Raw genomic sequence first — 24,349 nt, forward strand, 5'->3', positions numbered from 1 at the left:
GCGTCCGGGTGTTCGGCGTCCGGGTGGTCAACCACCCGTGTGCTCAACGTCCTGGTACATACCCGCGGTTCTTGTCGACCACGTTCAACAGAGGCCGTCCGGCCTCCCAGCGGTCGTACAACTCCACGAACTGCCGGCCCAGTTCGTCCCGCCAGCCGACCGTGTCGCCGCTCATGTGCGGGGACACGATCAGGCCGGGCACCTGCCACAACGGGCTGTCGGGGGTGAGGGGTTCGTGCTCGAAGACGTCGAGCGCGGCGCCCGCGATCCAGCGCTTGGCGAGCGCCTGGGCGAGCGCCTCCTCGACGACCAGCGGCCCGCGCCCGACGTTGATGAACCGCGCGGACGGCTGCATCACCCCGAAACGGCGCTCGTCGAACATGCCCCGCGTCTGCTCGGTGAGCGGTGCGGCGGCGATCACCCAGTCGGCGCGGGCGATCAGCCGGTCCAGGTCGTCGGGGCCGTGGATACCGGTGTGCGGGGTGCGGCCGACCAGCGCCGTGGTGATGTCGAGCGCCTTGAGCGTGCGGGCGATGGTCCGCCCGATCGGCCCGGACCCCACCACGCACGCACGCGTGCCCGCCACCCGCTGCGTCTCCCGGTGCCGCCAGGTCCGCTCCCGCTGGAACTCCAGGGTCCGCGGCAGATCCTTGGCCATGCCGAGGACGAGCGCGGCGACGTACTCGGCGATCGGCTGATCGAAGACGCCCCGCGCGTTGGTCACCACCGTGTCGGACGCGGCGAGTTCGGGACACATCAGGTGGTCCACGCCCGCGCTCGCCGTGTGCACCCAGCGGGGCCTCGGCCCCTCGCCGGGCCACGCGGACCGCACCACGCGCGAGGCGAAGTCCCACACCAACAGGACGTCGGCGTACGGCAGTCGCTCGGCGAGCGTCGACTCGTCGGCATGCTCGACGCTGGCGCGTCCGGTGAGACTGCCGAGCCGGGGAAGCGGTTCGGCGTCCAGCACGAGAAGGGTGGTCCGGGACAGGGGAGCGGGTGCGGTCATGGGGGCCGTTTCTGCGTGCGGGTGGGTCTCGGCAGCCGTCTGACATGCGGGGTTTGACCACGCTCGCACCCGAACCTACCTTCGTCAACACGGGCGTTCGTACGGTCCGTTGCTCACCCTGTTTCGTACTGTGAGGGCGGTGCCCGTCATGGACGTCTCCTTTCTCGGTGGACCTCGCCCGCAGCGTGGCGTCGGCGTCGTTGCCCCGTTCGACTTCGCTCTGGACCGCGAGCTGTGGCGCTGGGTCCCGGACGAGGTCTCCCTGCACCTGACCCGCACGCCGTACGTGCCGGTCGAGGTGAGCCTGGATCTGGCCCGCCTGGTGAGCGAGCACGAGACCCTGGAGGACGCGGTCCGCACCCTGACCGCGATCTCCCCGGAGGTGGTCGGCTACGCCTGCACCTCCGGCAGCTTCGTCGGCGGGATCGCCGGCGAGCGGGCGATGTGCGAGGCGATGACCCGGGCCGGCGCGGTCCCCTCGATCACCACCTCGGGCGCGCTCCTGGAAGCGCTGACCGAGCTCGGCGCCCGCCGGGTGGCCCTGGTGACCCCGTACACGGTGTCGGTCACACGGGCCCTGGAGGAGTACGTGGCCGAGGCGGGCGTCACGGTCGCCGGCTGCTCCTTCATGGGCCTGACCCGGCACATCTGGAAGGTCCCGTACCGCGAGGTGGCCGACATGGCCCGCACGGCCGTCCGCGGCGACGCCGACGCCCTGTTCATCAGCTGCACCAACCTCCCGACCTACGACGTCATCCCCCAACTGGAGGCGGAACTGCGCATACCGGTGATCTCGGCCAACCAGGTGACGATGTGGGCCGCGCTGCGCCGACTGGGTACCCGGGCGGTGGGCCCGTACCAAGCGCTGATCGATCCGGCGGCGCGCCCGGGCCCCGTACTGCCGGCCGAAGAACAGCAGCAGGAAGGCTCACCATGACGTCACTCGGATTCCTCTACCCCGGCCACTCCGCCGAGGACGACTATCCGCGCATCGAGCAGTTGCTCGGCAGCGACATCCGCCTGGACGTCGTCCACACCGACATCGGCGAGGACGCGCACCGGGTGGACGCGCTGCTGGAGATGGGCTCGGCCGACCGGCTCGCGGCGGGCGTCGGCGAGCTGCGGATGGCGGGCGCGGACTCGGTGGTCTGGGCCTGCACCAGCGGCAGCTTCGTGTACGGCTGGGAGGGCGCCCACGAGCAGGTCCGCGCCCTCGCCCGCACGGCGGGTCTGCCGGCCTCCTCGACGTCCTTCGCCTTCGTGCACGCGCTCCAGGAGCTGGGCCTGCGCCGGGTCGCCGTCGGCGCGACCTACCCGGACGACGTGGCCGAACTCTTCGCGGAGTTCCTGCGGGCCGGCGGCGCGGAGGTGACCGGCGTCCGCGGCGCCGGCATCGTCACGGCCGCCGAGGTCGGCACCTGGGACGAGAAGGAGGTCCTCGCGCTGGCCCGCGAGGCGGACTCCCCGGACGCGGAGGCGATCCTCCTCCCGGACACGGCCCTGCACACCGCCGCCCACATCGAGACCCTGGAACGGGAGTTCGGCAAGCCCGTCCTCACCGCGAACCAGGTCACGGTCTGGGAGGGCCTACGCCTGGCGGACCGCAGGGTGAACGCACCGAGGCTCGGGACCCTCTTCACGCGCGAGCCCCTGGTGCAGGCATCTTTTAGCCCGTCCGGCGTTTGAGGACGAGGCCGTCCAGGCCGAAGCGGGGTCTGGGGCGCAGCCCCAGGGAATAAAGCGGAGAGTGCCTCCTGTTAGGCCGGGAAGTACAGGCACGCCCAAAACCAGGAGGCACTCACCGTGACGGCAGACGAGATCCGGGGCACCGCACAGGGCACCGCCCCCGTACCCCTCTCCGTACTGGACCTGGTCACCGTCGGCGCGGGCCGCACCGCCACGGAAGCCCTGAAGACCAGCGTCGAGATCTCCCGCCTCGCGGAGTCACGCGGCTTCCACCGCTACTGGGTCGCCGAGCACCACTCCATGCCCGGCGTCGCCTCCTCGTCGCCCGCCGTGATCCTCGCCCACCTCGCCGCCCACACCGACCGCATCCGGCTCGGCTCGGGCGGCGTCATGCTGCCCAACCACGCCCCGCTGGTCATCGCGGAGCAGTTCGGCACGCTGGAGGCGCTGGCCCCCGGCCGCGTCGACCTGGGCCTGGGCCGCGCCCCCGGCACGGACGGCGCCACCGCGGCCGCCCTGCGCCGCACGGAACGCCTCAACGAAGGCGCCGACGACTTCCCCGAGCAGCTCGCGGAGCTGACCCGCTTCCTGGACGACGACTTCCCCGACGGCCACCCCTACCGCCGTATCCACGCGGTCCCCGGCCCGATCCAGTCGACCTCGCCCGGCGGCGTACAGTCCCCGCACCGCCCGCCGATCTGGCTGCTCGGCTCCTCCGGCTTCAGCGCCCGCCTGGCCGGCGTGCTGGGCCTGCCCTTCGCCTTCGCGCACCACTTCTCCGCGCAGAACACCGTCCCGGCGCTCGACCTCTACCGCGAGTCCTTCCGCCCGAGCGCGGTCCTGGACGCCCCCTACGCCCTCATCGGCGTCTCCGCCCTCGCCACCGACGACGAGAAGGACGCCCGCCGCCAGGTGCTGGCCGCCTCCCTCAACATGGTCCGTCTGCGCACCGGCCGCCCCGGACTCGTGCCCACCCCGGAAGAGGCCGAGGCGTACGAATTCAGCCCGATGGAGCGGGAGTTCATCACCTCCTGGAACGCCAACGTCATCCACGGCACCGTCGACGAGGTCCGCGCCGGCCTCGACGACCTCCAGAAGCGCACGGGCGCCGACGAGTTGATGCTCACGTCCCACGCCCACAACGGCGACCTGCGCCTGCGTTCGTACGAACTGATCGCGGACGCCTACGGGTTGCCGACCACCTGATCCCCGGAGCGGGTCCGGGGGCCGATCAGCTCGGAGATACGATCCGGCGACACCGGCCGTGAGTACAGCCACCCCTGGCCGGTGTCGCAGCCGATCCGGCGCAGCCGCGAGGCCTGCGCCGAGGTCTCCACGCACTCCGCGGTGACGGTGAGCCCGAGCCGGTGCGCGAGCTGGATCATCGCCTCCACGATCACCTCGTCGGCGGGGTTCGGGGGCGCGCCCGTGGTGCCGTCGCTCTCGTACTGGAAACCGCGTACGAACGAGCCGTCCAGCTTCAGCACCGACACCGGCAGCCGGCTGAGGTAGGCGAGGTTCGAGTAGCCGGTGCCGAAGTCGTCGATGGCGATCCCGACGCCCATGTCGCTGAGGGCCTGGAGCACCTGGAGGGGCCGGCCTGCCGAGCCCATCACCGCCGACTCGGTCAGCTCCAGCTGGAGCAGGTGCGGCGCGAGGCCGGTGTCCGCGAGGGTCTTGGCCACGTCCGCGACCAGGTCGGAGTCCCAGACCTGCCGGACCGCCACGTTGACGCTGACGAACAGCGGCGGCTGGTCCGGGTGCTCCAGCTGCCAGCGGCGGGCCTGCCGGCAGGCGGTGACCAGCACCCAGCGGCCGAGCTGCACGATCGAGCCGTCCTCCTCGGCCAGTGTGATGAAGCGATTCGGCGTCAGCATGCCGAACTGCGGGTGGTTCCAGCGGACCAGCGCCTCCACCCCGCGCAGCCGCCCGTCCTCCATCCCCACCAGCGGCTGGTACTCCAGCGCGAACTCGCCCCGCTCGACGGCCGGGCGCAGCGAGGACGAGAGCGCCTGGCGGGTCATCCGGTGGGCGTTGCGCTCCGGGTCGAAGAGCGTCCAGCGGGCCTTCCCGTCGGCCTTCGCCCAGTACAGCGTGGTGTCGGCGGCCTGCATCAGGGCGGTCGCGGTGGTGCCCGTCGCGAGCCGCTCGACGACGCCGATGGACGCCGACACCGACACCCGCTGACCGCCGAGGTCGAACGGGGCCTGGACCGACTCCAGGACGGACTCGGCGAGGTCGGCCAGCTGCTCGGTGCCGGTCGAGTCCTCCACGAGGAGCGCGAACTCGTCACCGCCGAGCCGGGCCACCAGCGTGGCGCCCGCCCGGCCCTGACCGACCTCGTCGGCGCAGCGCGTGAGGCGTTCGGCCACGGCGGACAGCAGCCGGTCGCCGACGCGGTGGCCGAGCGTGTCGTTGACGGCCTTGAAGCCGTCCAGGTCCAGGTAGCACAGCCCGATCCGCCCGGTGCCGCCGTCGGCGTAGGACTCCGCGTCCAGCGCGGCCGTCAGGCGCTCGAAGAACAGGGTGCGGTTGGGCAGCCGGGTCACCGGGTCGTGCATCTGCAAGTGCCGCAGCCGGTCCTGGAGTTCGTGCTGGGCGCTGATGTCGGCGACCGACAGCAGGATGCCCTCCCCGGGCGCGGCCAGGGGTGCGACGGCGATCTGCGCCCACACCGATTCGCCGTTCGGCCGCTTCAGCCGGCGGGTGCAGCGCAGTCTGGCCTCCCGGCCGCGCAGCACCTCGCGGTAGGCGTGCCAGGTGCGCGCGTCGGACGCCAGGTCGACGAGGTCGGCGGCGACCCGGCCGGTCAACGCGTCGGGCGCGCTGCCGAACAGGGCGCCGAAACCGTCGTTGGCGCTGACGACGAGACCCTCGCGGTCGACGACGGCCATCGCGAGGGAAGAGGTCCTGAAGACGGACCGATAGATGGTGTCACTCTCTGTGACGGCGGACCGATCGAGGTCTGCCGCGGGCGCCGGCCCTTCGGACGTTCCGCTCACCGCTCGCTCCCGCAGTGCATTCGATCTCTGTCCGTGCAGGAAAGTGTGCCGATCATAGAGGCAGACCCAAGGGCCTTCCAGCCACTGTCCAGTGTCCAGGATCGGGCGACCGTTCTGACAGATCGTTTCTGCCCGCACCTGGACGTGTTCATCTGGCCTCCGACCAGTTGTGACGTTCCGTGAGCGGTTCGGGGTGTCGTCTCTGACGGTCTTTCGGCTGACTCACTCTTCTGGTGCAGACAAACAGGGCGTAGTACGACAATCTCCAAGAGGCTGGGTGCGGTGTCCCGTGATCCGCTCCCGGAGGTTCAGTTGCCGCGTCAGTTCCCCCGGCCCCGACTGCGCAGCACCGCCGCGGTGTTCACCACCCTCTCGGCACTCGCGGCGACCTCGCTCTTCACCGGGCCCTCGGTCGCCGAACCGTTCTCGGCGGCCCCGTGCGCCCTCCAGCGCACCGACGCCCACCACTCGGAGGGCGTCGACACCTGGAACGCGGCATACCCGCGACCCGCCCGCCGGCTGGACGCCGTGATGGTCTTCCTCTCCTTTCCCGACGCGGCCCCGCGCACCACGCCGGCCCAGCTCGCCGCCGACCACTTCCCGGCCACCAGCCGCTTCTTCGAGCGCGCCTCCTACGGCCGGTTCTCGCTCGACCCGCACCCGCTGAACCACTGGATCCGGATGCCGCGGCCGTCCACGGCGTACGCCATACAGCGCGACTGGCACGCCGCGGACCGCGCCGCCTATCTGCGCGACGCGCTCGCGGCCGCCGACCCCGAGGTCGATTTCTCCCGGTATGACGTCGTGTACTTCGTCGCCGACCCGGACGCGCCCGGCGTGGACTCGGACGCCACGAAGGTCGTCAACATGGACACCCCGCTGCGGGCCGACGGCACGGACATCCGGCGGGTCGTCACGGTCTTCGAGAAGCATCCGCCGGACCGGCTGGTGCTGGCCCACGAGACCGGGCACGTCTTCGATCTGCCGGACCTCTACCACCGGCCGGTCGACGGCAAGGGCGACTGGGACACGTACGTGGGGGACTGGGACCTGATGGGCAGCCAGTTCGGCATGGCGCCCGACCTCTTCGGCTGGCACAAGTGGAAGCTGGGCTGGCTGGAGCCGCGCCAGGTGGTGTGCGCGCGAGGACAGGGCACCACCCGGCTGACCCTCGAACCGCTCGGCGCCGGGCCGGGGCTGCCGGTGACGGGCGCGGCCGGTTCGCCGGCCTTCGGCCTCGGACGCGGCACCAAGCTCGCGGTGGTGCGCACCGGCCCCGACAGCGCGCTCGCCTTCGAGGCGCGCGGTCCGGTCGGCAACGACACCGCCGTGTGCCGGTCCGGCGTCCTCGTCTACCGCATCAGCAGCGGCGCCCAGTCCGGCGACGGCCCCATCCAGGTCATCGACGCCCACCCGCGCACCGAGGCCTGCTGGGAGAACTCGGTCTACCCCCCGCTCGCCGACGCCCCGGTCGCCCTGGGCGAGAACTTCACCGTCCCGGGCGGCACGGCACGGGGCGGAAAGGTACGGGTGGCGGTGGAGGGGAGGACGGCTTCGGGGGCTTGGACGGTCAGGATCTCGGTGGGGTAGCGCCGAGCATGCGAAAAGCCCCTCGCAATTGCGAGGGGCTTTCACTGTCTGTGCGCCGCCAGGGACTCGAACCCCGGACCCGCTGATGCTGCATCTCCCGGGGGATAACCCCCGGACCCCCAGCAGCCCGCGCGGAGCCGGAGAGAACTTGTACTGACGACGAAGGCCCCTCGCGTTTGCGAGAGGCCCTCGGTGTCTGTGCGCCGCCAGGGACTCGAACCCCGGACCCGCTGATTAAGAGTCAGCTGCTCTAACCAACTGAGCTAGCGGCGCCTGCTGACGTCGTAGACCTTAGCATCCTGATCGGCGGGAGGAAAAATCGATATCCGCACGGCTGAGCGGGCCGCTCGGACGGCCGCCCAGAGCACGATTTCGGGGCCTGGCAGCCACGGGTGACGGGTGTCCGGGGCGACCAGCCAACGGGAGGCGGGCGCGCCGGCCAGCGGCGCCGGCACGGTCACCGCGTCGCCGTTGCCGTGGCACAGCAGGGACGGGATCGCGCCCGTGCGGCCGAACTCCTCCCAGCGCAGCAGCGACGGCAACCGCTGCGCCGTACCCGGCGCGGCGAACAACAGCGTCCGGCCCCGGAACACCGCCACCGGCCCCGATCCCGGCCCCTCCTCCCACAGCCGGTCGAGCATGCGGCGTCCGAAGACCGCGGGCACGCTGACGACGTCGAAGACGGAACCGCACGGTAAGACGACGGGTGCGTCGGGCCGCTCTTCCCAGAGGGCGAGCGTGCTGCGCGGATACGTTCCTGCCGAGGCGAGCCAGATCGCGCCGTCCCGGGTGACTCCGTGGACGTCGCAACGGTCGGAGAAGGGCTGGTCGGGTTCGGTGCTCATGGCATCAAGATCTACCGGGCGTGAGCGTTCCGTTTCTGAGAGTTGCCGGAAATCGGGACAGGGGAGGGTGGGGCGGAGTATCTTGCCCGCCTGGCATATGCCGACATGGGTGGTTGGGGAGAGGGCAGGTCCCCCTCGCCTCAGACCGGGTCGGGGCCGCCGCCGCCCTCCGCGCCGCGCATCAGGCGCTGCCCGTACTCGACCATCTTCTTGGCATAGTCCTCGGTCCACTCGGCCCGCTCCGCGATGTCCGCGGCCGTCAGCCGGTCGAACCGCCGCGGATCCGCGAGCTGCGCCGCCGCCATCGCCTGGTACTCCACCGCCCGGTCCGCCGCCGCGCGGAACGCCTGCGCCAGCTCCGTGGAGCGGGCCAGCAGCGCGTGCGGGTCGTCGATCGACTCCAGGTCGAAGAAGTGCTCCGGATCGGCGGCCGCCTCGGCGGGCTCGAAGAGCAGGGGCGCGGGGCGTAGCCGCGGTTCGTTCCGACGCGGCGTGGGCTCCGCCATGTCTTCTCCTCCTCGTACGTACGTCGCGGGCGCCCTGTCATGTGACCGGGCCACCGTCCATTGTCTCGTGCCCGCGCAAGACCACCACGACGGCTCACATCAGCCGGCCGGCGGCCCCGGCTCAGGGCCGCCGGCTCACCCGGTGTTCGGCCGGTCTTGCCAGCACCGCGTGGTTCGCCTCCCAGCCGTCCGGGCTGTATTCATCGGCCGCCTCCGGCGGAGTGCCGGACTCCGTCCGGCGAGGGGCGGCGTGCGGAGGAGCGCCCGCTGATCAGGGCCGCCAGCTCACCCGGTGTTCCGCCAGTCTTGCCAGCACCGCATGGTTCGCCTCCCAGCCGTCCGGGAACTTCACCAGCGTTCCCAGCTGGACCGGTTCCGTGGACGGGTAGTCGTCCAGGAGGTCGGTCACGCCGGCGCGGCAGACCACGATGCAGGCGTGCCGGTGGCGGGAGGCCAGGACGCACAGGCGGCCCGTCTCCAGGTGGAAGGCGGTGGCGTCGGGGCGGCCCGAGAGCGGGTGGAGGACGACCGTGACGTCGTACTCGCGGCCCTGGAGACGGTTCGCGGTGTCGACGGTGACGTCCGTGACGCCGAGTTCCGTGAGTGCCGCCCGGACCGCGGCCGCCTGGTCACGGTGGGCCGTGCCGACGGCGATGCGGTCCGCGGTGAGCGGGGTCGGATCCGGTGAGCGCTCCGACGTGGCCGCGCCGCCCCGGTCCAGGAGTCGTCGTACGACCGTCGCCACCGCCCGTACCGCCTCCGGGTCCGTCCGCGGGGTGTGCCGCGCGGGCAGCTCCAGCAGGCCCCAGCCGGACTCCGCGGCCTCGTCGATCACCCGGTCGGGCCCCGAGCCGTCGGCGGGGACGCCGAAGGACAGGCGACGGTCGCCGTGGTCCGTGCCGCTGCGGAAGGGCGTGTACGGGTAGAACGCGTCGGAGACCAGCGGCGCCGCCGATGCCGGCAGGCGCCAGGACACCGGGAGGCGGTGCTGGGGCAGCTCGGGGTTGTGCGCGAGCAGCGTGGTAACGGCGGAGGCCGAGGGGTCGTACGACAGTCCCGCCCACTGCTCGCTGCCGACGATGGCGAACGGGTCCAGCTGGCCCGGGTCGCCCACGAACAGCGCCCGCTCGAACAGCCCGGCCACGGCGAGCAGCGAGTCCGAGCGCATCTGGTACGCCTCGTCCACGATCGCGTGCCGCCACGGCTCGTCGACCTTCACGTGCCCCCACTTGGCGGCCGTGGAGACGACGACCGACAGCCCGGCCAGGTCCGCCGCCTTCGCCGACTTGCGTACGTTCGGCAGGTCGTCGAGCGCCTTGTCGTACGGGTCGGCGTCACTGCTGTGCAGCCGCCCGACGGGGAGTTCGGGGTTCTTCTCCGCGAGGCGCAGGACGAGGTCGTCGACCTGCGCGTTCGTCTGCGCGACCACCATCAACGGGCGCCCCGCGTCGGCCAGTTCGAGCGCGGCGCGCACGACGAGCGTGGACTTGCCGGCGCCGGGCGGGGAGTCGACGACCACGCCCCGGTGGCTGCCGTGCAGGGTGTCGTGGAGGATCGCGTCGGTCGCCCGGGTCGCCGCGGCACCGGGGTCGAAGGCGGCGGTCACAGGACGTCCTCCGAGGTCAGGGGATCGGCGGCCTCCGTGACGGCCTCACCGGGCGGGCCGCCGTGCGTCCACGGGGTCGCCTCCGGGTCGGGCAGCTTCGGGCCGCCCCGCTGCTCGTGCTCGAACAGCGTGAAGCAGAGCCGGTCACCCTTCTCGGGCACGGAACCGGTCTCGGGCTCCTTGCCGCGCCCCATCTTGTCGAGGACGCGCAGCACGATCAGCGCGTCGCCCGACGGGGATTCCTCGTGGCCGACGTACTCCGCGGCCTGCGGCTTGCCGCCGAGCGACCGGAACACCTTGGCCCGCTCGCCCAGGTGCGGCCGGTCGTCCGTGCGGACGGTGACCAGCGGGCGCGGGCTGGGGCGCTTGCCCTCGCTGTACGCCATGACCACGTCCGTCACCTCACCGGCGAACGCCTCCCCGGACAGCCGCCGCCCCGCCATCACCAGCGGGTCGTCCAGGGCCTCCTGCGCCTCCAGGCGGGCCTGTTCGCGCTCGCGCGCGGCGAGCTTGTTGGCCGCGGTCACCGCGTCGTCGCGGCGCGGCTGCGGGGGCTCGCCCGCGACGATCCGGTCGCGGTGCGCGGTGAACGACCACCGGTCCCGGGTCCACCGCTCCTCGACCCGGGCGCCCTCGGGCAGCGCCCGCACCAGGTCGAGGCCGTGCCACACCGCGTCCCAGGCGGGCCGGGTCCGGCTCTCGACCAGGGCGCGGATCTCCCGCTCGGCGGCGGTGAGTTCACCGAGCCGGTCGTCCGCCTCAAGACCGTCCTCGGCGGCGGCGAGCGCGGTACGCGCGCGGTAGTGCCGGTCCAGGGCGGGGGCGAGCAGCTTGTTGTCGAACGCCGGGTCGGTGGCCGGACCGGCCGGCGGGCACAGCAACTGGCCCTTCGCGTCCCGCGCGAGCTCGGCGCGCAGCGCGGCCTCCGCGCCGGTCGTGCCCTCCGGCGGGTCGATCCAGGCGAGCAGCGCGCCCAGGTGCTGGTCCTCCAGGGTGGACTGTCCGGTCGCCCAGTGCCGGGCCAGGACGTCCGTCATCGCCAGCAGCAGCGAGGAACCCGGCACCCGGGACCGCTCCCCGTAGTGCGTCAGCCAGCGGCCGAGCAGCGGCACGCGCGGGGGCGCGGGATACGGCGTCTCCGGGTCCTGCTCGGCCGTACGGCGAAAGCGCATGGAGCGGCCGAGCAGCCGGACGAAGTCCAGGCCCGCGCGGCTGGGCACGATCAGCTGCGGGGCGTCCGCGCACAGCTCGACCTCGACCTTGACACGCTTGCCGGTCTCCGGATCGGTCTCGTTGCGCTCGGCGGCCTCCACGTCCTCCGCGAACCCGTCGATGTACGGCAGCACGATGTCCGCCAGCTCGGCCAGGAACGCGAACCTGAGGTCACGGTCCCGGGGCTGCGGCACGACCAGCAGGCGCGGCGCGTCCCGGTCCGTGCCCACCAGCGCGCCGAGCGGCGCCCCGGCCTCACCGGCGGTGGTGAGCGGCACGAACACCAGGGGCTGCCCGGACAGATGCCGGTGCCGGACGGTCGCGGCGGGCTGGGCACGGCCGGTGCTGACGGCTTCGAGCCGGGCGAGTGTGGAGATCAGCGACACTGGGCGCTCTCCGAGGGGGTGCGGGGAGGCTGCACGGGGCCGGTCCGTGAGGTGGCCGGGGGCGGCTGTGCCGGGTCGCCGGCGGAGGCGGGGTCGGGGTGTGCCGGGTCCTGCTCTCCCGGCTCTCCCGCGGAGCGGAGGCGCCGGGTCGGTGCGTGCTCTCCGTCGAAGGGGAGCGGTGTCGCCCGGTCGTCGGCCGGGTGCGTCGCCGCCAAGGCCTCCGCCCGCAGCGCCGCGGCCCTGCGCAGGGCCGCCACCGCCGGGTCGTCGGGGTCTCCGGTCTCGCCGCGGGACGCCGCCAGGACGTCCTCGACCGTCGTCAGGCCGCCCAGTTCGGCGCGGACCGGGCGGCCCAGGGTGGTCACCGCGCCGGCCGCGCGCGAGTGGTCGCGGCAGTGGAAGGCCAGCTCGCAGGCGGACAGGCATTCGGGCGCGTAGGCCGCGGGCACCGACTCGACGGCGGCCGTCAGCTCGGCGGCGGGCAGCTCGGGGGAGAAGCAGGTGTCCTCGGGGAGGGCGTCGGCGATGTCCTGGATGCGGGTGAGGCGGGCCAGCTGGCGGGCGGTGACCGCGCGCTGCTTGCGGACGTCCACAGCGGAGGCGGTGGGCCGGTTGGAGAAGTCCTTCGGGCACACGAGGAGCACCCGGTGCCGTACCGAAGGCGCCGGGTCGAGGCGGGCGGCGACCTGCTCCAGGGCCAGCACGTACACCGCGGCCTGGCGGGCGGCGGCGCCGACCTTCGCCGGGTCCGCCGAACCGTCCAGCATCGGGAAGGACTTGATCTCCACGACCGTCCAGCTGCCGTCCGGGTGCACCACCACGGCGTCCGGCTCCAGGAAGGCGGGGGAGCCCGCCACGTCCAGTGCCAGCATCGGGTGGTCGAGCAGCGTCCAGGCACCGGGCGCCTCACCGGCCTCGCGCAGCGCCAGCGCCGTACGGGCCGCGCGGCCCTCGGGGCCGATCGCCGCGAGGTCGGGTACGCGCGCGTCGGCGGGCGGTTCGGCCCCGGCGTCCAGCCGCTCGTGCACCAGCCGCAGCAGCTCCGCGCCGCCGTCCGCCTTGACCTTCGCCTCGAACGCGTTGCCCCGCGTGATCGCGAACTGGGACTGGCCGAAGGCGGCCGGGGAGCCCAGCGCCCCGGCCACCGCCGTCTTGTCCACCCCGGCCCCGTCGAGGATCGCGCGCCGTCTGCACCCCGGGTTGGCTGCCAGCGCCGCCAGGGCGCGGGCGTCGAGGGCCTTGGCCGGTACGCCGGGACCGCGCAGCTCAGCGAGCCGCTGCCGCAGCGCCTTCTCCCGCGTCGGTGGAAGAGGCGTCGGGCTCGGCTCCGGAACCGATCCGGGACTCGCGCTGCCGTGGAAATCGCTCACCTGCGGAAGTCTGGCATCCGGCACTGACAATCGGGGAACCTGCGCCGGGAGAGGGTGCTGAGGCGAAGGGCAGCCGCTTGCGGATCCGGTTCGCCACCCGCATCACGTACGGCGTCAGGAGGAAGCCGGCGCCCATCACGGCCGCGCCCGCCACCGCGTCGAGGAAGTAGTGGTTCGCGGTGCCCATCACGACGATCGTGGTCAGCAGCGGGTAGGCGACGGCCGCGGCCTTCGTCAGCCGCGTCCCGCCGAACCGCCACAGCACGACCCCGCACCACAGCGCCCAGCCCACGTGCAGGCTCGGCATCGCCGCGTACTGGTTGGTCATGCCGCCCAGGCCCCGCGGGGCACTGGCGTCGCCGCCCCACCAGCCGTACGAGCTGTACTGGGCCATCGTGTCGACGAAGCCGTGGCCCGCGGACAGCAGCCGGGGCGGGCAGGTCGGCAGCAGGGTGAAGCCGATCAGGCCCATGAACGTGGACGTCATCAGCCAGGTGCGAGCCGCGCGGTAGTGCACCGCACGCGACCTGAACAGCCAGATCAGGATCACGGGCGTGACCATGTAGTGCAGCGACGCGTACCAGAAGTCGGCCGGCACGCCGAGCCACGCCTCGCGCGTGAAGAGCCGGTTCAGCGGGTGCTCGGCGTTGAGGTGCAGGGCCTTCTCGATGCGCAGGATCGTCAGGCCGTGGTCGACGGCGCCGATCTCGTTGCCGCGGGCGAGCAGCCGGCCGGCCGAGTAGCACGCGTACACCAGCAGGATCAGCGGCAGCTCGGTCCACCAGCGCAGGCGGGCGCGCGGGGCTGTCTCGGTGCCTGGTGTCTCGGTCATCGGCTTCCGATCCCCTCCCCCTTCGTCTCGTGCGGCGCCCGGTGGTCCGGCCGTGCCACTTTACGGCGTATGCGCGCGCCCTCGTGGCGCGGCCCCCGGCCCTCAAAGACGCTGAGATCGGCCGTCGGGTTGCCCTCCTCCAGGGTGCGCGATGATGGATCCGGTCCGCCTCTGGTTATCCCGGAAAGGTTTCCTCACCCATGGCTGCGCGCATCCTGCTGGCCCGCCACGGACAGACCGAGTGGTCGCTGTCCGGCAAGCACACGGGCAGGACCGATGTGCCGCTCCTGGAGGAGGGCCGCCGGGGCGCCAAGCTGCTCGGCGAGCGCCTGCACCGGGCCCCGCTCGGCGGGCTGCCCGGCGTCGAGGTGCGCACCAGCCCGCTGGCACGCGCGCGTGAGACGTGCGAACTCGCCGGGTTCGGCGAGCGCGCCCAGCCCTGGGACACGCTCATGGAGTGGGACTACGGCGCCTACGAGGGCATGACCCCGGACGACATCCAGGCCGTCCGCCCCGGCTGGTTCATCTGGCGCGACGGCGTCCCGGACGGCGAGTCCCTCGCCGACGTCACCGCCCGCGCCGACGAGGTGGTCGCCTGGGCCCGCGCCGAGGACCGCGACGTCCTCGTCTTCGCCCACGGCCACATCCTGCGCTCCATAGGCGCCCGCTGGCTCGGCCTCCCCCTCGACTTCGCGGCCCGGATACGCCTCAACCCGACGTCCCTGTCGGTCCTCGGCTGGGCCTACGGCGAACCGGCGATCGAGAGCTGGAACGACTTGGGGCACTTGACGAACTGACGGCGCGCGAGGCTCCGCCCGTACGCCCCACGCTCGCGCCCCCGTCACGCCATCCGCGGACGTGAAGCGTGCCTCTCCAGGAACGTCGACACACCCGAGGCCCGGCGGTGCGGCAGCAGCACGCGCGCGGTGGTCGCGAGCATCGTCTGGACGCGGGAGGACTGGACCTGGTCCAGGAGGTCCATGACGCGCAGGCCCGCCGTCGCGGCCTCGTCGGGGTGGCCGCCGCGGGCCAGGTCGTCGGCGAGTTCCGCGGTGTAGAGGGCGATGTTCCGGGTGAAGTGCGGGTCCTGGAGACGGGCCGCACGGCGCGCGTGGCGGGCGGCGCGGGACCAGTCGCCCAGCGTCGACCAGCACTGCGCCTCCAGGCCCTCCAGTTCGGCCTCCCCGTAGAAGGTCATCCACTCGGGGTCGGTGTCCGAGGGGCCGCGCTCGTAGAGGGTCTGCGCGCGGGCCAGCGCCTGTTCGCAGGCGACGCGGTCGGCGAGTCCGGCCCAGCCGCCCGCCTCGCGCAGCGCGAGCAGCGACATCAGGCGGGACGAACCCAGGGCCCGCCCCACGCGTTGCGCGGCCTGCGCGGCCCGCACCGCCTCGCGCGGCCGGCCGGCGTCCCGCGCGAGGAACGCCGTGTTGCAGAAGGCGTGCGCCTCCAAGGCGTCGTCGCCGGTCATCCGGGCGGTCGCGAGCGCCTCCGCGTAGTGCGAACGCGCGTCGTCCCAGCGCCCCGAGTCGTGCGCCAACCAGCCCACCGAGATGGCGAGTTCACCCGCGCCCGAGTGCAGCCGGTCGGCGGTGGTCTGCCGGGTCGCGCCGGCGTCGAGCAGCGCGTAGGCGGCGCGCAGCGGAGCCGCCGCGCGCCGGTAGAGGCCGTCCGCGCCGTGCCGGTCGTCGAGCAGCCGGATCCTGCGGACGGCTTCCTCCAGGGCGCCCGCGTCGCTCGCCCCGGCCCGGCGCACGGGACGTTCCGCGGCGGCCGCGTCGAAGGCGAGCCCGAAGGGGCCCAGCGAGGCGGCGGCCACCGTGGCGCCCCCGCCGGTCATGAATGCGCGACGTAGCACGTCGCTCTCCTCGTCGTTCTCGTCGTTCTCGTGAAGCCCGTCGTTCTCGTGGAGCTCACGGTTCTCGTGATGGTCGGGCGGGTCGTACGCGTGCGTGCGGTACGGGTCCCCCTCATGCGGGTGTGTATCGCGCGCGCCCTGCGGGTTCTTCGTGTCATACGGATCGCGCGCCCCCTGCGTCTCATCCGTGGCACGCGCCCCACGGCCGCGTACGGACGAGCGGGGTGCGAAGCCCAGGTCGGCGAGCGTGCGGCCGGGGAACATGTGCAGGAACACCCGTTCGTACGCGTAGTTGGGGCAACGGATCTCGCCGGCCTCGACCCGGCCGACATAGCGCGCGTCGCAGCTCACCCGCTCCCCGATCTCACGGGCCGAGCGCCGTACGGCCGCCGCGAACTCGGCCGGTGAGCGCCGGCCGCGCAGCTGTCGGAAGGCCAGATTCGGCCGTGGTGGGCGGGTGGGCTGGGACGAGGTCACCTTTGACGACGCCATGGCCGGGTCCTCTCGTGCGAACCGTCGAACCAAGCCGGATTCCGGGCGACTTGAGCTGGTTGTCAACGGGATCGCCCTTGATTTCCGGCGGGCATGAACGTACCCGCTGTCACCGACCCGGCACGCAGGGTTTGGCTACAAACCGGATATCTCATCCGGGATCTGCCATGAACTGCCATCCTTTGCGGCGGATTTCCGCCGTAGCCGTTGACGCGGCGGCGCGTTGAACCCGGCAGGACCGGGAGCCACCCGACTCCCGAGCCGCTTCGTCCAAGGAGGGGTTCCGTGGTGGAGTCCAGGATGCGAACCAGGCAGAGCAGCGATCCTCGTACGCCGGTGACGACGGCGGGGTTCACGTCCGCACCGGACGGCGGCGCACCGCCCGGCACGGACTCCGCCTGCGACCTGGTGACGGTGCCGACGCGGCAGGGTCTGGAGGCGGTCGACATCCTGCGCCGGGGCGCCTGCGACGCGATGGGCCCCGTACTCCACGACGACGGCTGCGGCACCCTCGGTTTCGTCGTCCCCTCCGGCACCGCCGCCGCCTGGGACGTCCCCGGCAGCACCTGTACGGAGACCGACGGCCGCGGCCTGCGCCTGCCCCCCGAGCCCCCCGTCGAGGGCTCCGACTGGCTCCTCCCACCCGGCGACACCGACCTCGCGACCGACCCGGCGGTCCTGCGCCAGGCACTGGGCGAGGCGGCCCGCTTGATCGAGGCGGCCGACAACTGCCGCTGACGTCGTCCACGGCGGCCACGCGCGCGCAGGCGGCGGCTCCCGCGCCCGTCGATAATGGGTCCATGGGAAAGTCCAGGAACGCGCGGCGCGGGTCGGCCGGTGCTGAAGCCGTCGTCGAGGCCGTCGACGGTGGGCTCGCCGAGCTCATACCCGATCGGGACCGGGCGCGGGGCTGGACGCTGTTGATCGACGGGGCGCCGCAGTCGCACGTGGATCTGGACGATCCCGCGTATCTCTCCTTCGAGTACCAGCGCCGGCTCGGGCACGTCGTCGATCTCGTCGCGCCGGCCGGCAAGCCCGTGCACGTCGTGCACCTCGGGGGCGGTGCGCTGACCCTCGCCCGCTATGTCGCCGCCACCCGGCCGCGGTCCACCCAGCAGGTCGTCGAGTGGGACGCCTCGCTCGTCCAACTGGTGCGCCGGCAGCTGCCGTTGGACACCACCGCCCGGATCAGGGTGCGGTCCGCCGACGCGCGCGAAGGGCTCGCCAAGGTGCTCGACGGATGGGCCGACCTCGTCGTCGCGGACGTCTTCAGCGGGGCCCGTACGCCCGCCCACCTCACCTCGACGGAGTTCCTGGACGAGGTCCGCCGCGTGCTGCGCCCGAGCGGCTGCTACGCCGCCAACCTCGCCGACGGACCGCCGCTGGCCCATCTGCGCGGCCAGATCGCCACCGCCGCCGCCCGCTTCCCCGAACTCGCCCTGATCGCCGACCCGACCGTGCTGCGCGGCAAACGGTTCGGCAACGCGGTCCTGGTCGCCTCCGACACTCCGCTGCCGCTCGCGGAACTCGCTCGCCGCGCGGCCTCCGACCCGCACCCCGGCCGCGTCGAACACGGCCGCGCCCTGCTGGACTTCACCGGCGGCGCGGCCCCCGTCACGGACGCGGCGGCCGTGGCCTCGCCGGCCCCGCCACCCTCGGTGTTCCGCTGACGGCCGCCAACTGCCGTCTCACGGTCAGTAGTTCTCGACGTCCACCCGCGGCGGCCCGTCGTGCCACGTGCAGAACACCGACACCCGGTCCGCGCCCGAGGAGAACTCCAGCCGGATCCACGTCTCCGTCTTCCACACCTGCATCGACCAGCCAGGACCCGGCGTCGCCGACACCAGCGTCGCGTACGTGTCGGCGAGGTCGAAGACCACCCGGCCGCCGTCGGTGTCGTAGCTCTTGACCTGGCCGGCGGCCGAAGTGCTCGGCGAGGGAGTGGTGGTGGGGGTCTTGGAAGGGGTCGGCTTCGGCGCGGCGGACGTCTTCGACGGCGTCGGCTTCGGCGGGGGAGTGGACCTGCTCGGCGACGACGTCGCGAGCGGCTTCGACTCCTGAGTGGTCGCCCGGCCCGCCGTGATGGGCAGGGCGCGCGGCGGATCGTAGGCCGTGCCCGCCATCACCGTGTGGACACCCCACCACGACAGCGTGACCGCCGCGCCCGTGGCGAGCGACCAAGCCAGTACGTGTGCGAGTCCTCTGAGCATCGCGGCCATACTGCCTCACGCGCCCCACAGGTGTCGCCCGTCCGAAGTTATCCACAGGCCCGGATCCGGCTCGCCCGGATGGCGTACGGTGCGGCGCATGGCAAGTGTGCTCGTGGTCGAGGACGACCAGTTCGTCCGCTCGGCGCTGATCCGGCACCTGACCGACGCCGCCCACACGGTGCGCAGTGTCGGGACGGCACTGGAGGCGCTGCGCGAGGTCGCCCATTTCCGTTTCGACGTGGTCATCCTCGACCTCGGACTGCCCGACCTGGACGGGTCCGAGGCGCTGAAGATGCTGCGCGGGATCACGGACGTACCCGTGATCATCGCCACCGCGCGCGACGACGAGACGGAGATCGTCCGGCTGCTGAACGCGGGCGCGGACGACTACCTGACCAAGCCGTTCTCGGTCGAGCACCTGTCCGCGCGCATGGCGGCGGTCCTACGACGCTCCCGCGCCGGCACCGGCGAGGCCCCGCCGTCCAGCGTGCTGCGCGTCGGCGGTCTGACCGTCGATCCGCTGCGCCGCCAGGCCGAGTTGGACGGCGTACGGCTCGACCTCACCCGCCGCGAGTTCGACCTGCTGGCCTTCCTGGCCGGCCGGCCCGGCGTCGTCGTGCCCCGCAAGGAGCTGCTCGCCGAGGTGTGGCAGCAGTCGTACGGCGACGACCAGACCATCGACGTCCATCTGTCCTGGCTGCGCCGCAAGCTGGGCGAGACCGCCGCCCGACCGCGCTATCTGCACACCCTGCGCGGCGTCGGCGTGAAGCTGGAACCACCCGGGGGAGCGGAGCCGCCGCGATGAGATGGGCACTGGTCAAGGTCTGCCTGGCGGTCACCGCCATGGTCGTGGTCGCCTTCGCGGTCCCGCTCGGTCTGGTCATCAAGGAGATGGCCCGGGACCGCGCGTTCTCCAACGCCGAGCGGGAGGCCGCCGCGGTCGCCCCGGCGCTGTCCATCACCACCGACCGCGACCAGCTGGAGAAGGTCGTCGCCTCCGCGGGCTCCGACTCCGGAATGGCCGTCCACATACCCGCCGTCGACGGCGGCAAGGCCGTCGACATCGGGCGCAGGCGCGCGGCCGACGACGCCATCGCGACCGTACGCAAGCTCGGCCGGGCCTCCACGACCGAGGTCGAGGGCGGCTCCACGCTGCTCCAGCCGGTCGCGCTGAGCTCCGGCGCGATCGCGGTCGTCGAGGTGTTCGTGCCCGACGCCGAGGTCAGGCACGGCGTGGGCACGGCCTGGGCGGTGCTCGCCGCGGTCGGTGTCGCGCTGATCGTCGGCTCGGTCGCGGTCGCCGACCGGCTGGGCGTACGGATGGTGAAGCCCGCCCGGCGCCTGGTCGAGGGCGCGCACGAGCTGGGGGAGGGCAAGCTGGGGGCCCGGGTGCCGGAGGAGGGGCCGAACGAACTGCGCCTGGCCGCCGTCGCGTTCAACTCGATGGCCGACCAGGTCGTCCAACTGCTGGCGAACGAACGGGAGTTGGCGGCCGACCTGTCCCACCGGCTGCGTACGCCGCTGACCGTGCTGCGGCTCAACGCGGCCTCGCTCGGCGACGGGCCGGCCGCCGAGCAGACCCGGGAGGCGGTCGCCCAGTTGGAGCGCGAGGTCGACACCATCATCCGGACCGCGCGGGACGCCAAGCCGCAGACCGCGGCGGCCCTGCCCGGCGCCGGGTGCGACGCGGCCGAGGTGGTCCGGGAGCGGATGGTGTTCTGGTCGGCGCTCGCGGAGGACGAGGGCCGCAAGTGGCGGGTGGCCGGCGCCGACCGGCCGGTGCGCATACCCGTGGCCCGCGCCGACCTCGCCGCCGCGCTCGACGCCCTGCTCGGCAACGTCTTCCGGCACACCGTCGAGGGCACGGCCTTCGCGGTCGATCTGCACAACGGCGAGGACGCGGTGATCGTCCTGGTCTCCGACGCGGGCCCCGGCATCATCGACCCCGTGGCCGCGATGGCCCGCGGGCGCGGCTCGGGCAACGCCGGCTCCACCGGCCTCGGCCTGGACATCGTGCGCAGGCTCGCGGAGTCGACCGGCGGGGACGTACGGATCGGGTCGTCCGTGCTGGGCGGGACCGAGGTGCGGATCTGGATCCAGGTGGACGGCCGGGAGCCGGAACGCAGAGGTCACCGGGGGTCCGTACGACGGCGTCGGCGCGGCAGATTGGTCTCGACCTTTAACCGCCCCCGATCCCTTCCTTAAGCGCACCCTAAGATCCGCAACCCCCGCCCGGATCAGGCACTTTGCCCGATTCCAGGTCGCTAGCGTGCTGCCGCACCCCACCCCCAGAACGAAGGCAGGCACGCGATGACCACGCACCGGCGCAAGCTGAGCGGCAGAAACAAGGTGATCGGCGGAGTGGTCGCCGCGGCCGTGGTCGGCGGTGGCGCGGTCCTGCTCACGGGCACCGCCCAGGCGGCCGGCATCGGCGCCGCGTACACCAAGACCAGTGACTGGTCGACGGGTTACACCGCGCAGTACGTCGTCACCAACAACAGCGGCGGCACCGAGAAGACCTGGAAGCTGCAGTTCGACCTGCCCTCCGGCAGCAAGCTCAGCTCGCTGTGGAACGCCGAGTCGAGCGTCAGCGGGCAGCACGTCACCGTGACACCGCCGAAGTGGGACACCGACGGCCTGGCCGCCGGCGAGTCCGTCACCGTCGGCTTCGTGGTCAACGGCACCGCGAACCCGACGGCCTGTCTCATCGACGGTGCCAAGTGTTCGGCGGACGGCACCGCCACGCCCGAACCGACCGGCCGCCCCACGGAGACCACGACCCCGAAGCCCACCCCGACGCCGACCTCCACCCCCACTGCCACCCCGACCAAGACGGCCACCCCCACGCCGACGCCGACCCCCACCTCGACCACCGGCACCGGCACCACGGCGAGCGCCGGTTTCGCGCCCTACGTCGACACCTCCCTCTACCCGGCCTTCGACCTCCTCGCGAGCGCGACGGCGACCGGCGTCAAGAACTACAACCTCGCCTTCATCACCGACGGCGGCGGCTGCACCCCCAAGTGGGGCGGCGTCAGCGACCTCGGCACCGACGCCGTGGCCGCCCAGATCGGCGCCCTGCGCGCCAAGGGCGGCGACGTCCGCGTCTCCTTCGGCGGCGCCTCCGGCTCCGAACTGGCCACGACCTGCTCCTCGGCGGACGCGCTGGCGACGGCGTACGGCAAGGTCGTGGACGCCTACAAGCTCACCAAGGTCGACTTCGACGTCGAGGGCGGCGCGCTGCCCAACACCGCGGCGAACACCAACCGCGCCAAGGCGATAGCCAAGCTCCAGGCCGCGCACCCGGGCCTGGACGTCTCGTACACCCTCCCGGTCATGCCCGAGGGCCTCACCCAGGACGGCGTGAACCTCCTGTCCAACGCCAAGTCCAACGGCGTGAAGATCAACACGGTCAACATCATGGCCATGGACTACGGCCCCGCCTACAGCGGCGACATGGGCACCTACGCCGAACAGGCGGCCACCGCCACCCAGGCCCAGGTCAAGAGCGTGCTCGGCCTCTCGGACGCCGCCGCCTGGAAGACCGTCGCCGTCACCCCGATGCTCGGCGTGAACGACGTGGCCGCCGAGATCTTCAAGGTCGACGACGCCACCCAACTGGTGAACTTCGCCAAGTCCAAGGGCCTCGGCTGGCTCTCGATGTGGTCGGCCGGCCGCGACCAGCAGTGCACCGGCGGCACCAAGCCCACCGCCGACGCCACCTGCAGCTCGATCCTCCAGGACAAGTTCGCGTTCTCGAAGGCGTTCGGCACGTACAACTAGTCGCGCGTTTTATTGATACGTGAATGACGGGCCCGGCGGATCGAATTCGCCGGGCCCCGCCTCATTTTCCTCTGCACGCGTGCCTCTGTTCCTCCGTGGGGCGTTCCTTTGTGACACCGATCGGTACGTTCAGCGTGAACGCCGGTGTGGAACACCAGTTCGCGGTGAGTCCGAAGGGATATCTCACCGCCGTCATCCGGTACGTCGACCAAAAGCTGGGGCTGGCCGAGGCCGGTTATGTGATCCATCCAGCTGAGCCTCGCCGACGGCGGCACGGGCTGGGTCACCGGCACCGCGTTCGGCGACGCCCCCGAGACACTCGTCCCCGCCACCTGCTGACGCCGGGGTGCGGCCCGCCCCCACGACGGCCCGCACCCCGGCTCCCCGCCGAGCAGGCCGGCCCGATTCGGCCAAGGGCCCGCCAACGTCCCAGGGGCGCGGGGAACTGCGCGACCAGCCACAACGGCGCCGCGGACAACGACGGAGCACCGCGCCACCTCCGACGAGACGCTCAGACGTCCGTGGCAGGCGGCAACGCCCCCGACCGAGCCGCCCGCCCGTACCAGAGCGCGCTCGACTTCGGTGTCCGGGCCAGCGTCGCGTAGTCCACGTACACCGCCCCGAACCGCTTCTCATAGCCGTACGCCCACTCGAAGTTGTCCAGGAGCGACCACAGGTAGTAGCCCCGGACGTCCGCGCCGTCCGCGATCGCGCGCCGGACCGCCGCGAGGTGTCCGTGCAGATACGCGATGCGCTCCGGGTCGTGGACGCGGCCGTCCGGGTCGGGCTTGTCGTCGTAGGCCGCGCCGTTCTCGGTGATGTAGAGCGGCAGGCCCGGGGCCTCGCGGGAGTAGCGCATGATCAGCTCGTGCAGGCCCGTCGGGTCGATCGTCCAGCCCATCTCCGTGCGCTCGCCCGGGGTTTGGTGGAACGTGACGTCGTCCGCGCCCGGCCAGGGCGAGTGCGCGCTCGCGCCGTGGCCGTCGGCGCGCGGACCGGGACCGGCCGACTCGGCCGCCGAAACCAGCGTGGGCGTGTAGTAGTTGAGGCCCAGCGCGTCCAACGGCTGGTGGATCGCCCGCAGATCGCCGTCAAGGACGTACGACCAGTCGGTCACCGACGAGGTCGCCGCCAGCAGTGTCCGCGGGTACGCGCCGTGCAGGATCGGGCCGTGGAAGACGCCGTTGGCCAGGTCGTCGATCTTCTGGGCCGCCGCCAGATCCGCGGGGTCCTGCGAAACCGGCCTGACCACCGAGGAGTTGAGGCTCAGCGCCACCGAGTTGCGGGACGGCATCGAGGAGCGCAGGGCCGTGGTGCCGAGGCCGTGCGCCAGGTTGAGGTGGTGCGCGGCCCGCAGCGAGGCCTCCGGGTCCGTGCGGCCCGGCGCGTGCACGCCCGAGGCGTAGCCCAGAAAGGCGCTGCACCAGGGCTCGTTGAGGGTGATCCACTGCTCCACCCGGTCGCCCAGCGCCTCGCCCACGATCTGCGCGTACTCGGCGAACCGGAACGCCGTGTCGCGCTCCGGCCAGCCGCCCGCGTCCTCCAACTCCTGCGGCAGATCCCAGTGGTAGAGGGTGACGGCGGGCTTGATGCCGTGTGCCAGCAGTTCGTCGACCAGCCGGCGGTAGAAGTCCAGGCCCACCTGGACCGCCGGACCCCGGCCCGTCGGCTGCACCCGCGACCAGGAGATCGAGAAGCGGTACGCCGTCAGGCCCAGGTCGGCCATCAGCGCCACGTCGTCGCGGTAGCGGTGGTAGTGGTCGACAGCGATGTCACCGTGCTCGCCGCCGGCCGTCCGGCCCGGCGTATGGCTGAAGGTGTCCCAGATCGAAGGCGTACGGCCGTCCTCCCGCACCGCACCCTCGATCTGGTACGCGGAGGTCGCCGCGCCCCAGAGGAAGGCGGGAGGAAAGGTCACCGGGGTCGCCGGCGTTGCGGGCTCAGACATGGAAGCGCTCCCATAGG

General features: G+C 72.7%; 21 protein-coding genes and 1 tRNA gene. 10 read left to right on the forward strand and 12 right to left on the reverse strand.

What is annotated here, in order from left to right:
- Positions 1–43: 43 nt before the first annotated feature.
- Positions 44–1,009, reverse strand: a complete 966-nt coding sequence (locus ACWD5F_RS28590) for a D-2-hydroxyacid dehydrogenase (protein WP_451258556.1) — start codon at positions 1,007–1,009, stop codon at positions 44–46.
- Between the two features lie 148 nt (positions 1,010–1,157).
- Here ACWD5F_RS28590 and ACWD5F_RS28595 point away from each other — a divergent pair, with 148 nt between their 5' ends.
- The 3 genes from ACWD5F_RS28595 to ACWD5F_RS28605 all read left to right on the forward strand — a co-directional run bounded on the left by ACWD5F_RS28595 (position 1,158) and on the right by ACWD5F_RS28605 (position 3,901).
- Entirely contained in the window at positions 1,158–1,946 is a 789-nt protein-coding gene (locus ACWD5F_RS28595) for a maleate cis-trans isomerase family protein (RefSeq protein ID WP_451258918.1), read from the forward strand.
- Positions 1,943–2,695: a maleate cis-trans isomerase family protein gene (locus ACWD5F_RS28600; RefSeq protein WP_451258558.1), complete on the forward strand. Its 753-nt coding sequence runs from the start codon at positions 1,943–1,945 to the stop codon at positions 2,693–2,695. Before ACWD5F_RS28595 ends, ACWD5F_RS28600 begins: the two co-directional genes overlap by 4 nt.
- 117 nt (positions 2,696–2,812) lie before the next feature.
- Complete coding sequence (locus ACWD5F_RS28605; protein ID WP_451258560.1) at positions 2,813–3,901, forward strand: LLM class flavin-dependent oxidoreductase; 1,089 nt, start codon at positions 2,813–2,815, stop codon at positions 3,899–3,901.
- Here ACWD5F_RS28605 and ACWD5F_RS28610 read toward each other — a convergent pair.
- On the reverse strand, positions 3,880–5,697 hold the full coding sequence (locus ACWD5F_RS28610) for a putative bifunctional diguanylate cyclase/phosphodiesterase (RefSeq protein ID WP_451258562.1): 1,818 nt from the start codon (positions 5,695–5,697) through the stop codon (positions 3,880–3,882). The two genes, ACWD5F_RS28605 and ACWD5F_RS28610, sit on opposite strands and share 22 nt — an antisense overlap.
- 312 nt (positions 5,698–6,009) lie before the next feature.
- On the opposite strand from ACWD5F_RS28610, the gene ACWD5F_RS28615 reads away from it, so the two are divergent.
- The gene (locus ACWD5F_RS28615) at positions 6,010–7,287 is read left to right on the forward strand and encodes a M6 family metalloprotease domain-containing protein (RefSeq protein ID WP_451258564.1); all 1,278 of its coding nucleotides are present in this window, start codon (positions 6,010–6,012) and stop codon (positions 7,285–7,287) included.
- A 199-nt stretch (positions 7,288–7,486) separates the two neighbouring features.
- Here the strand turns inward: ACWD5F_RS28615 and ACWD5F_RS28620 are convergent.
- The 7 genes from ACWD5F_RS28620 to ACWD5F_RS28650 form a co-directional block, all read right to left on the reverse strand.
- Positions 7,487–7,560, reverse strand: a tRNA-Lys gene (locus ACWD5F_RS28620).
- The gene (locus ACWD5F_RS28625) at positions 7,551–8,132 is read right to left on the reverse strand and encodes a bifunctional DNA primase/polymerase (protein ID WP_401726879.1); all 582 of its coding nucleotides are present in this window, start codon (positions 8,130–8,132) and stop codon (positions 7,551–7,553) included. Before ACWD5F_RS28625 ends, ACWD5F_RS28620 begins: the two co-directional genes overlap by 10 nt.
- A 140-nt stretch (positions 8,133–8,272) precedes the next feature.
- Positions 8,273–8,638, reverse strand: a complete 366-nt coding sequence (locus tag ACWD5F_RS28630) for a hypothetical protein (protein WP_451258566.1) — start codon at positions 8,636–8,638, stop codon at positions 8,273–8,275.
- Between the two features lie 271 nt (positions 8,639–8,909).
- Positions 8,910–10,244 carry an AAA domain-containing protein gene (locus ACWD5F_RS28635; protein ID WP_451258568.1) on the reverse strand — a complete coding sequence of 445 codons (1,335 nt, stop codon included), beginning with the start codon at positions 10,242–10,244 and terminating at the stop codon, positions 8,910–8,912.
- Positions 10,241–11,842 (reverse strand): hypothetical protein, encoded by a 1,602-nt coding sequence (locus tag ACWD5F_RS28640; protein ID WP_451258570.1) that lies wholly within the window; start codon positions 11,840–11,842, stop codon positions 10,241–10,243. The genes ACWD5F_RS28635 and ACWD5F_RS28640 overlap by 4 nt, the downstream gene beginning before the upstream one ends.
- Positions 11,833–13,212 carry a hypothetical protein gene (locus ACWD5F_RS28645; RefSeq protein ID WP_451258572.1) on the reverse strand — a complete coding sequence of 460 codons (1,380 nt, stop codon included), beginning with the start codon at positions 13,210–13,212 and terminating at the stop codon, positions 11,833–11,835. Before ACWD5F_RS28645 ends, ACWD5F_RS28640 begins: the two co-directional genes overlap by 10 nt.
- Complete coding sequence (locus ACWD5F_RS28650; protein WP_451258574.1) at positions 13,109–14,044, reverse strand: phosphatase PAP2 family protein; 936 nt, start codon at positions 14,042–14,044, stop codon at positions 13,109–13,111. Before ACWD5F_RS28650 ends, ACWD5F_RS28645 begins: the two co-directional genes overlap by 104 nt.
- Positions 14,045–14,244: 200 nt before the next feature.
- On the opposite strand from ACWD5F_RS28650, the gene ACWD5F_RS28655 reads away from it, so the two are divergent.
- Positions 14,245–14,841, forward strand: a complete 597-nt coding sequence (locus tag ACWD5F_RS28655) for a histidine phosphatase family protein (RefSeq protein WP_401726869.1) — start codon at positions 14,245–14,247, stop codon at positions 14,839–14,841.
- A gap of 44 nt (positions 14,842–14,885) precedes the next feature.
- Here the strand turns inward: ACWD5F_RS28655 and ACWD5F_RS28660 are convergent, their stop codons facing one another.
- Entirely contained in the window at positions 14,886–16,391 is a 1,506-nt protein-coding gene (locus ACWD5F_RS28660) for a tetratricopeptide repeat protein (protein WP_451258576.1), read from the reverse strand.
- Between the two features lie 300 nt (positions 16,392–16,691).
- On the opposite strand from ACWD5F_RS28660, the gene ACWD5F_RS28665 reads away from it, so the two are divergent.
- The gene (locus tag ACWD5F_RS28665; RefSeq protein ID WP_451258578.1) at positions 16,692–17,129 is read left to right on the forward strand and encodes a hypothetical protein; all 438 of its coding nucleotides are present in this window, start codon (positions 16,692–16,694) and stop codon (positions 17,127–17,129) included.
- A gap of 62 nt (positions 17,130–17,191) precedes the next feature.
- Complete coding sequence (locus tag ACWD5F_RS28670) at positions 17,192–18,061, forward strand: spermidine synthase (RefSeq protein WP_451258580.1); 870 nt, start codon at positions 17,192–17,194, stop codon at positions 18,059–18,061.
- Positions 18,062–18,085: 24 nt separating this feature from the next.
- Here the strand turns inward: ACWD5F_RS28670 and ACWD5F_RS28675 are convergent, their stop codons facing one another.
- Positions 18,086–18,601: a hypothetical protein gene (locus ACWD5F_RS28675; protein WP_401726861.1), complete on the reverse strand. Its 516-nt coding sequence runs from the start codon at positions 18,599–18,601 to the stop codon at positions 18,086–18,088.
- 97 nt (positions 18,602–18,698) lie between these two features.
- Between ACWD5F_RS28675 and ACWD5F_RS28680 the strand changes: the two genes are divergently transcribed.
- The 3 genes from ACWD5F_RS28680 to ACWD5F_RS28690 all read left to right on the forward strand — a co-directional run bounded on the left by ACWD5F_RS28680 (position 18,699) and on the right by ACWD5F_RS28690 (position 22,384).
- Positions 18,699–19,406, forward strand: a complete 708-nt coding sequence (locus tag ACWD5F_RS28680; protein ID WP_401726859.1) for a response regulator transcription factor — start codon at positions 18,699–18,701, stop codon at positions 19,404–19,406.
- Positions 19,403–20,806, forward strand: coding sequence for a sensor histidine kinase (locus ACWD5F_RS28685; protein ID WP_451258583.1), 1,404 nt, complete (start codon positions 19,403–19,405; stop codon positions 20,804–20,806). Before ACWD5F_RS28680 ends, ACWD5F_RS28685 begins: the two co-directional genes overlap by 4 nt.
- A 105-nt stretch (positions 20,807–20,911) precedes the next feature.
- Positions 20,912–22,384, forward strand: a complete 1,473-nt coding sequence (locus ACWD5F_RS28690; RefSeq protein ID WP_451258585.1) for a glycoside hydrolase family 18 protein — start codon at positions 20,912–20,914, stop codon at positions 22,382–22,384.
- A 511-nt stretch (positions 22,385–22,895) separates the two neighbouring features.
- Here ACWD5F_RS28690 and ACWD5F_RS28695 read toward each other — a convergent pair.
- Complete coding sequence (locus ACWD5F_RS28695; protein ID WP_451258587.1) at positions 22,896–24,332, reverse strand: GH1 family beta-glucosidase; 1,437 nt, start codon at positions 24,330–24,332, stop codon at positions 22,896–22,898.
- Positions 24,333–24,349: the final 17 nt, after the last annotated feature.

This window comes from Streptomyces sp. NPDC002499, assembly GCF_053595415.1.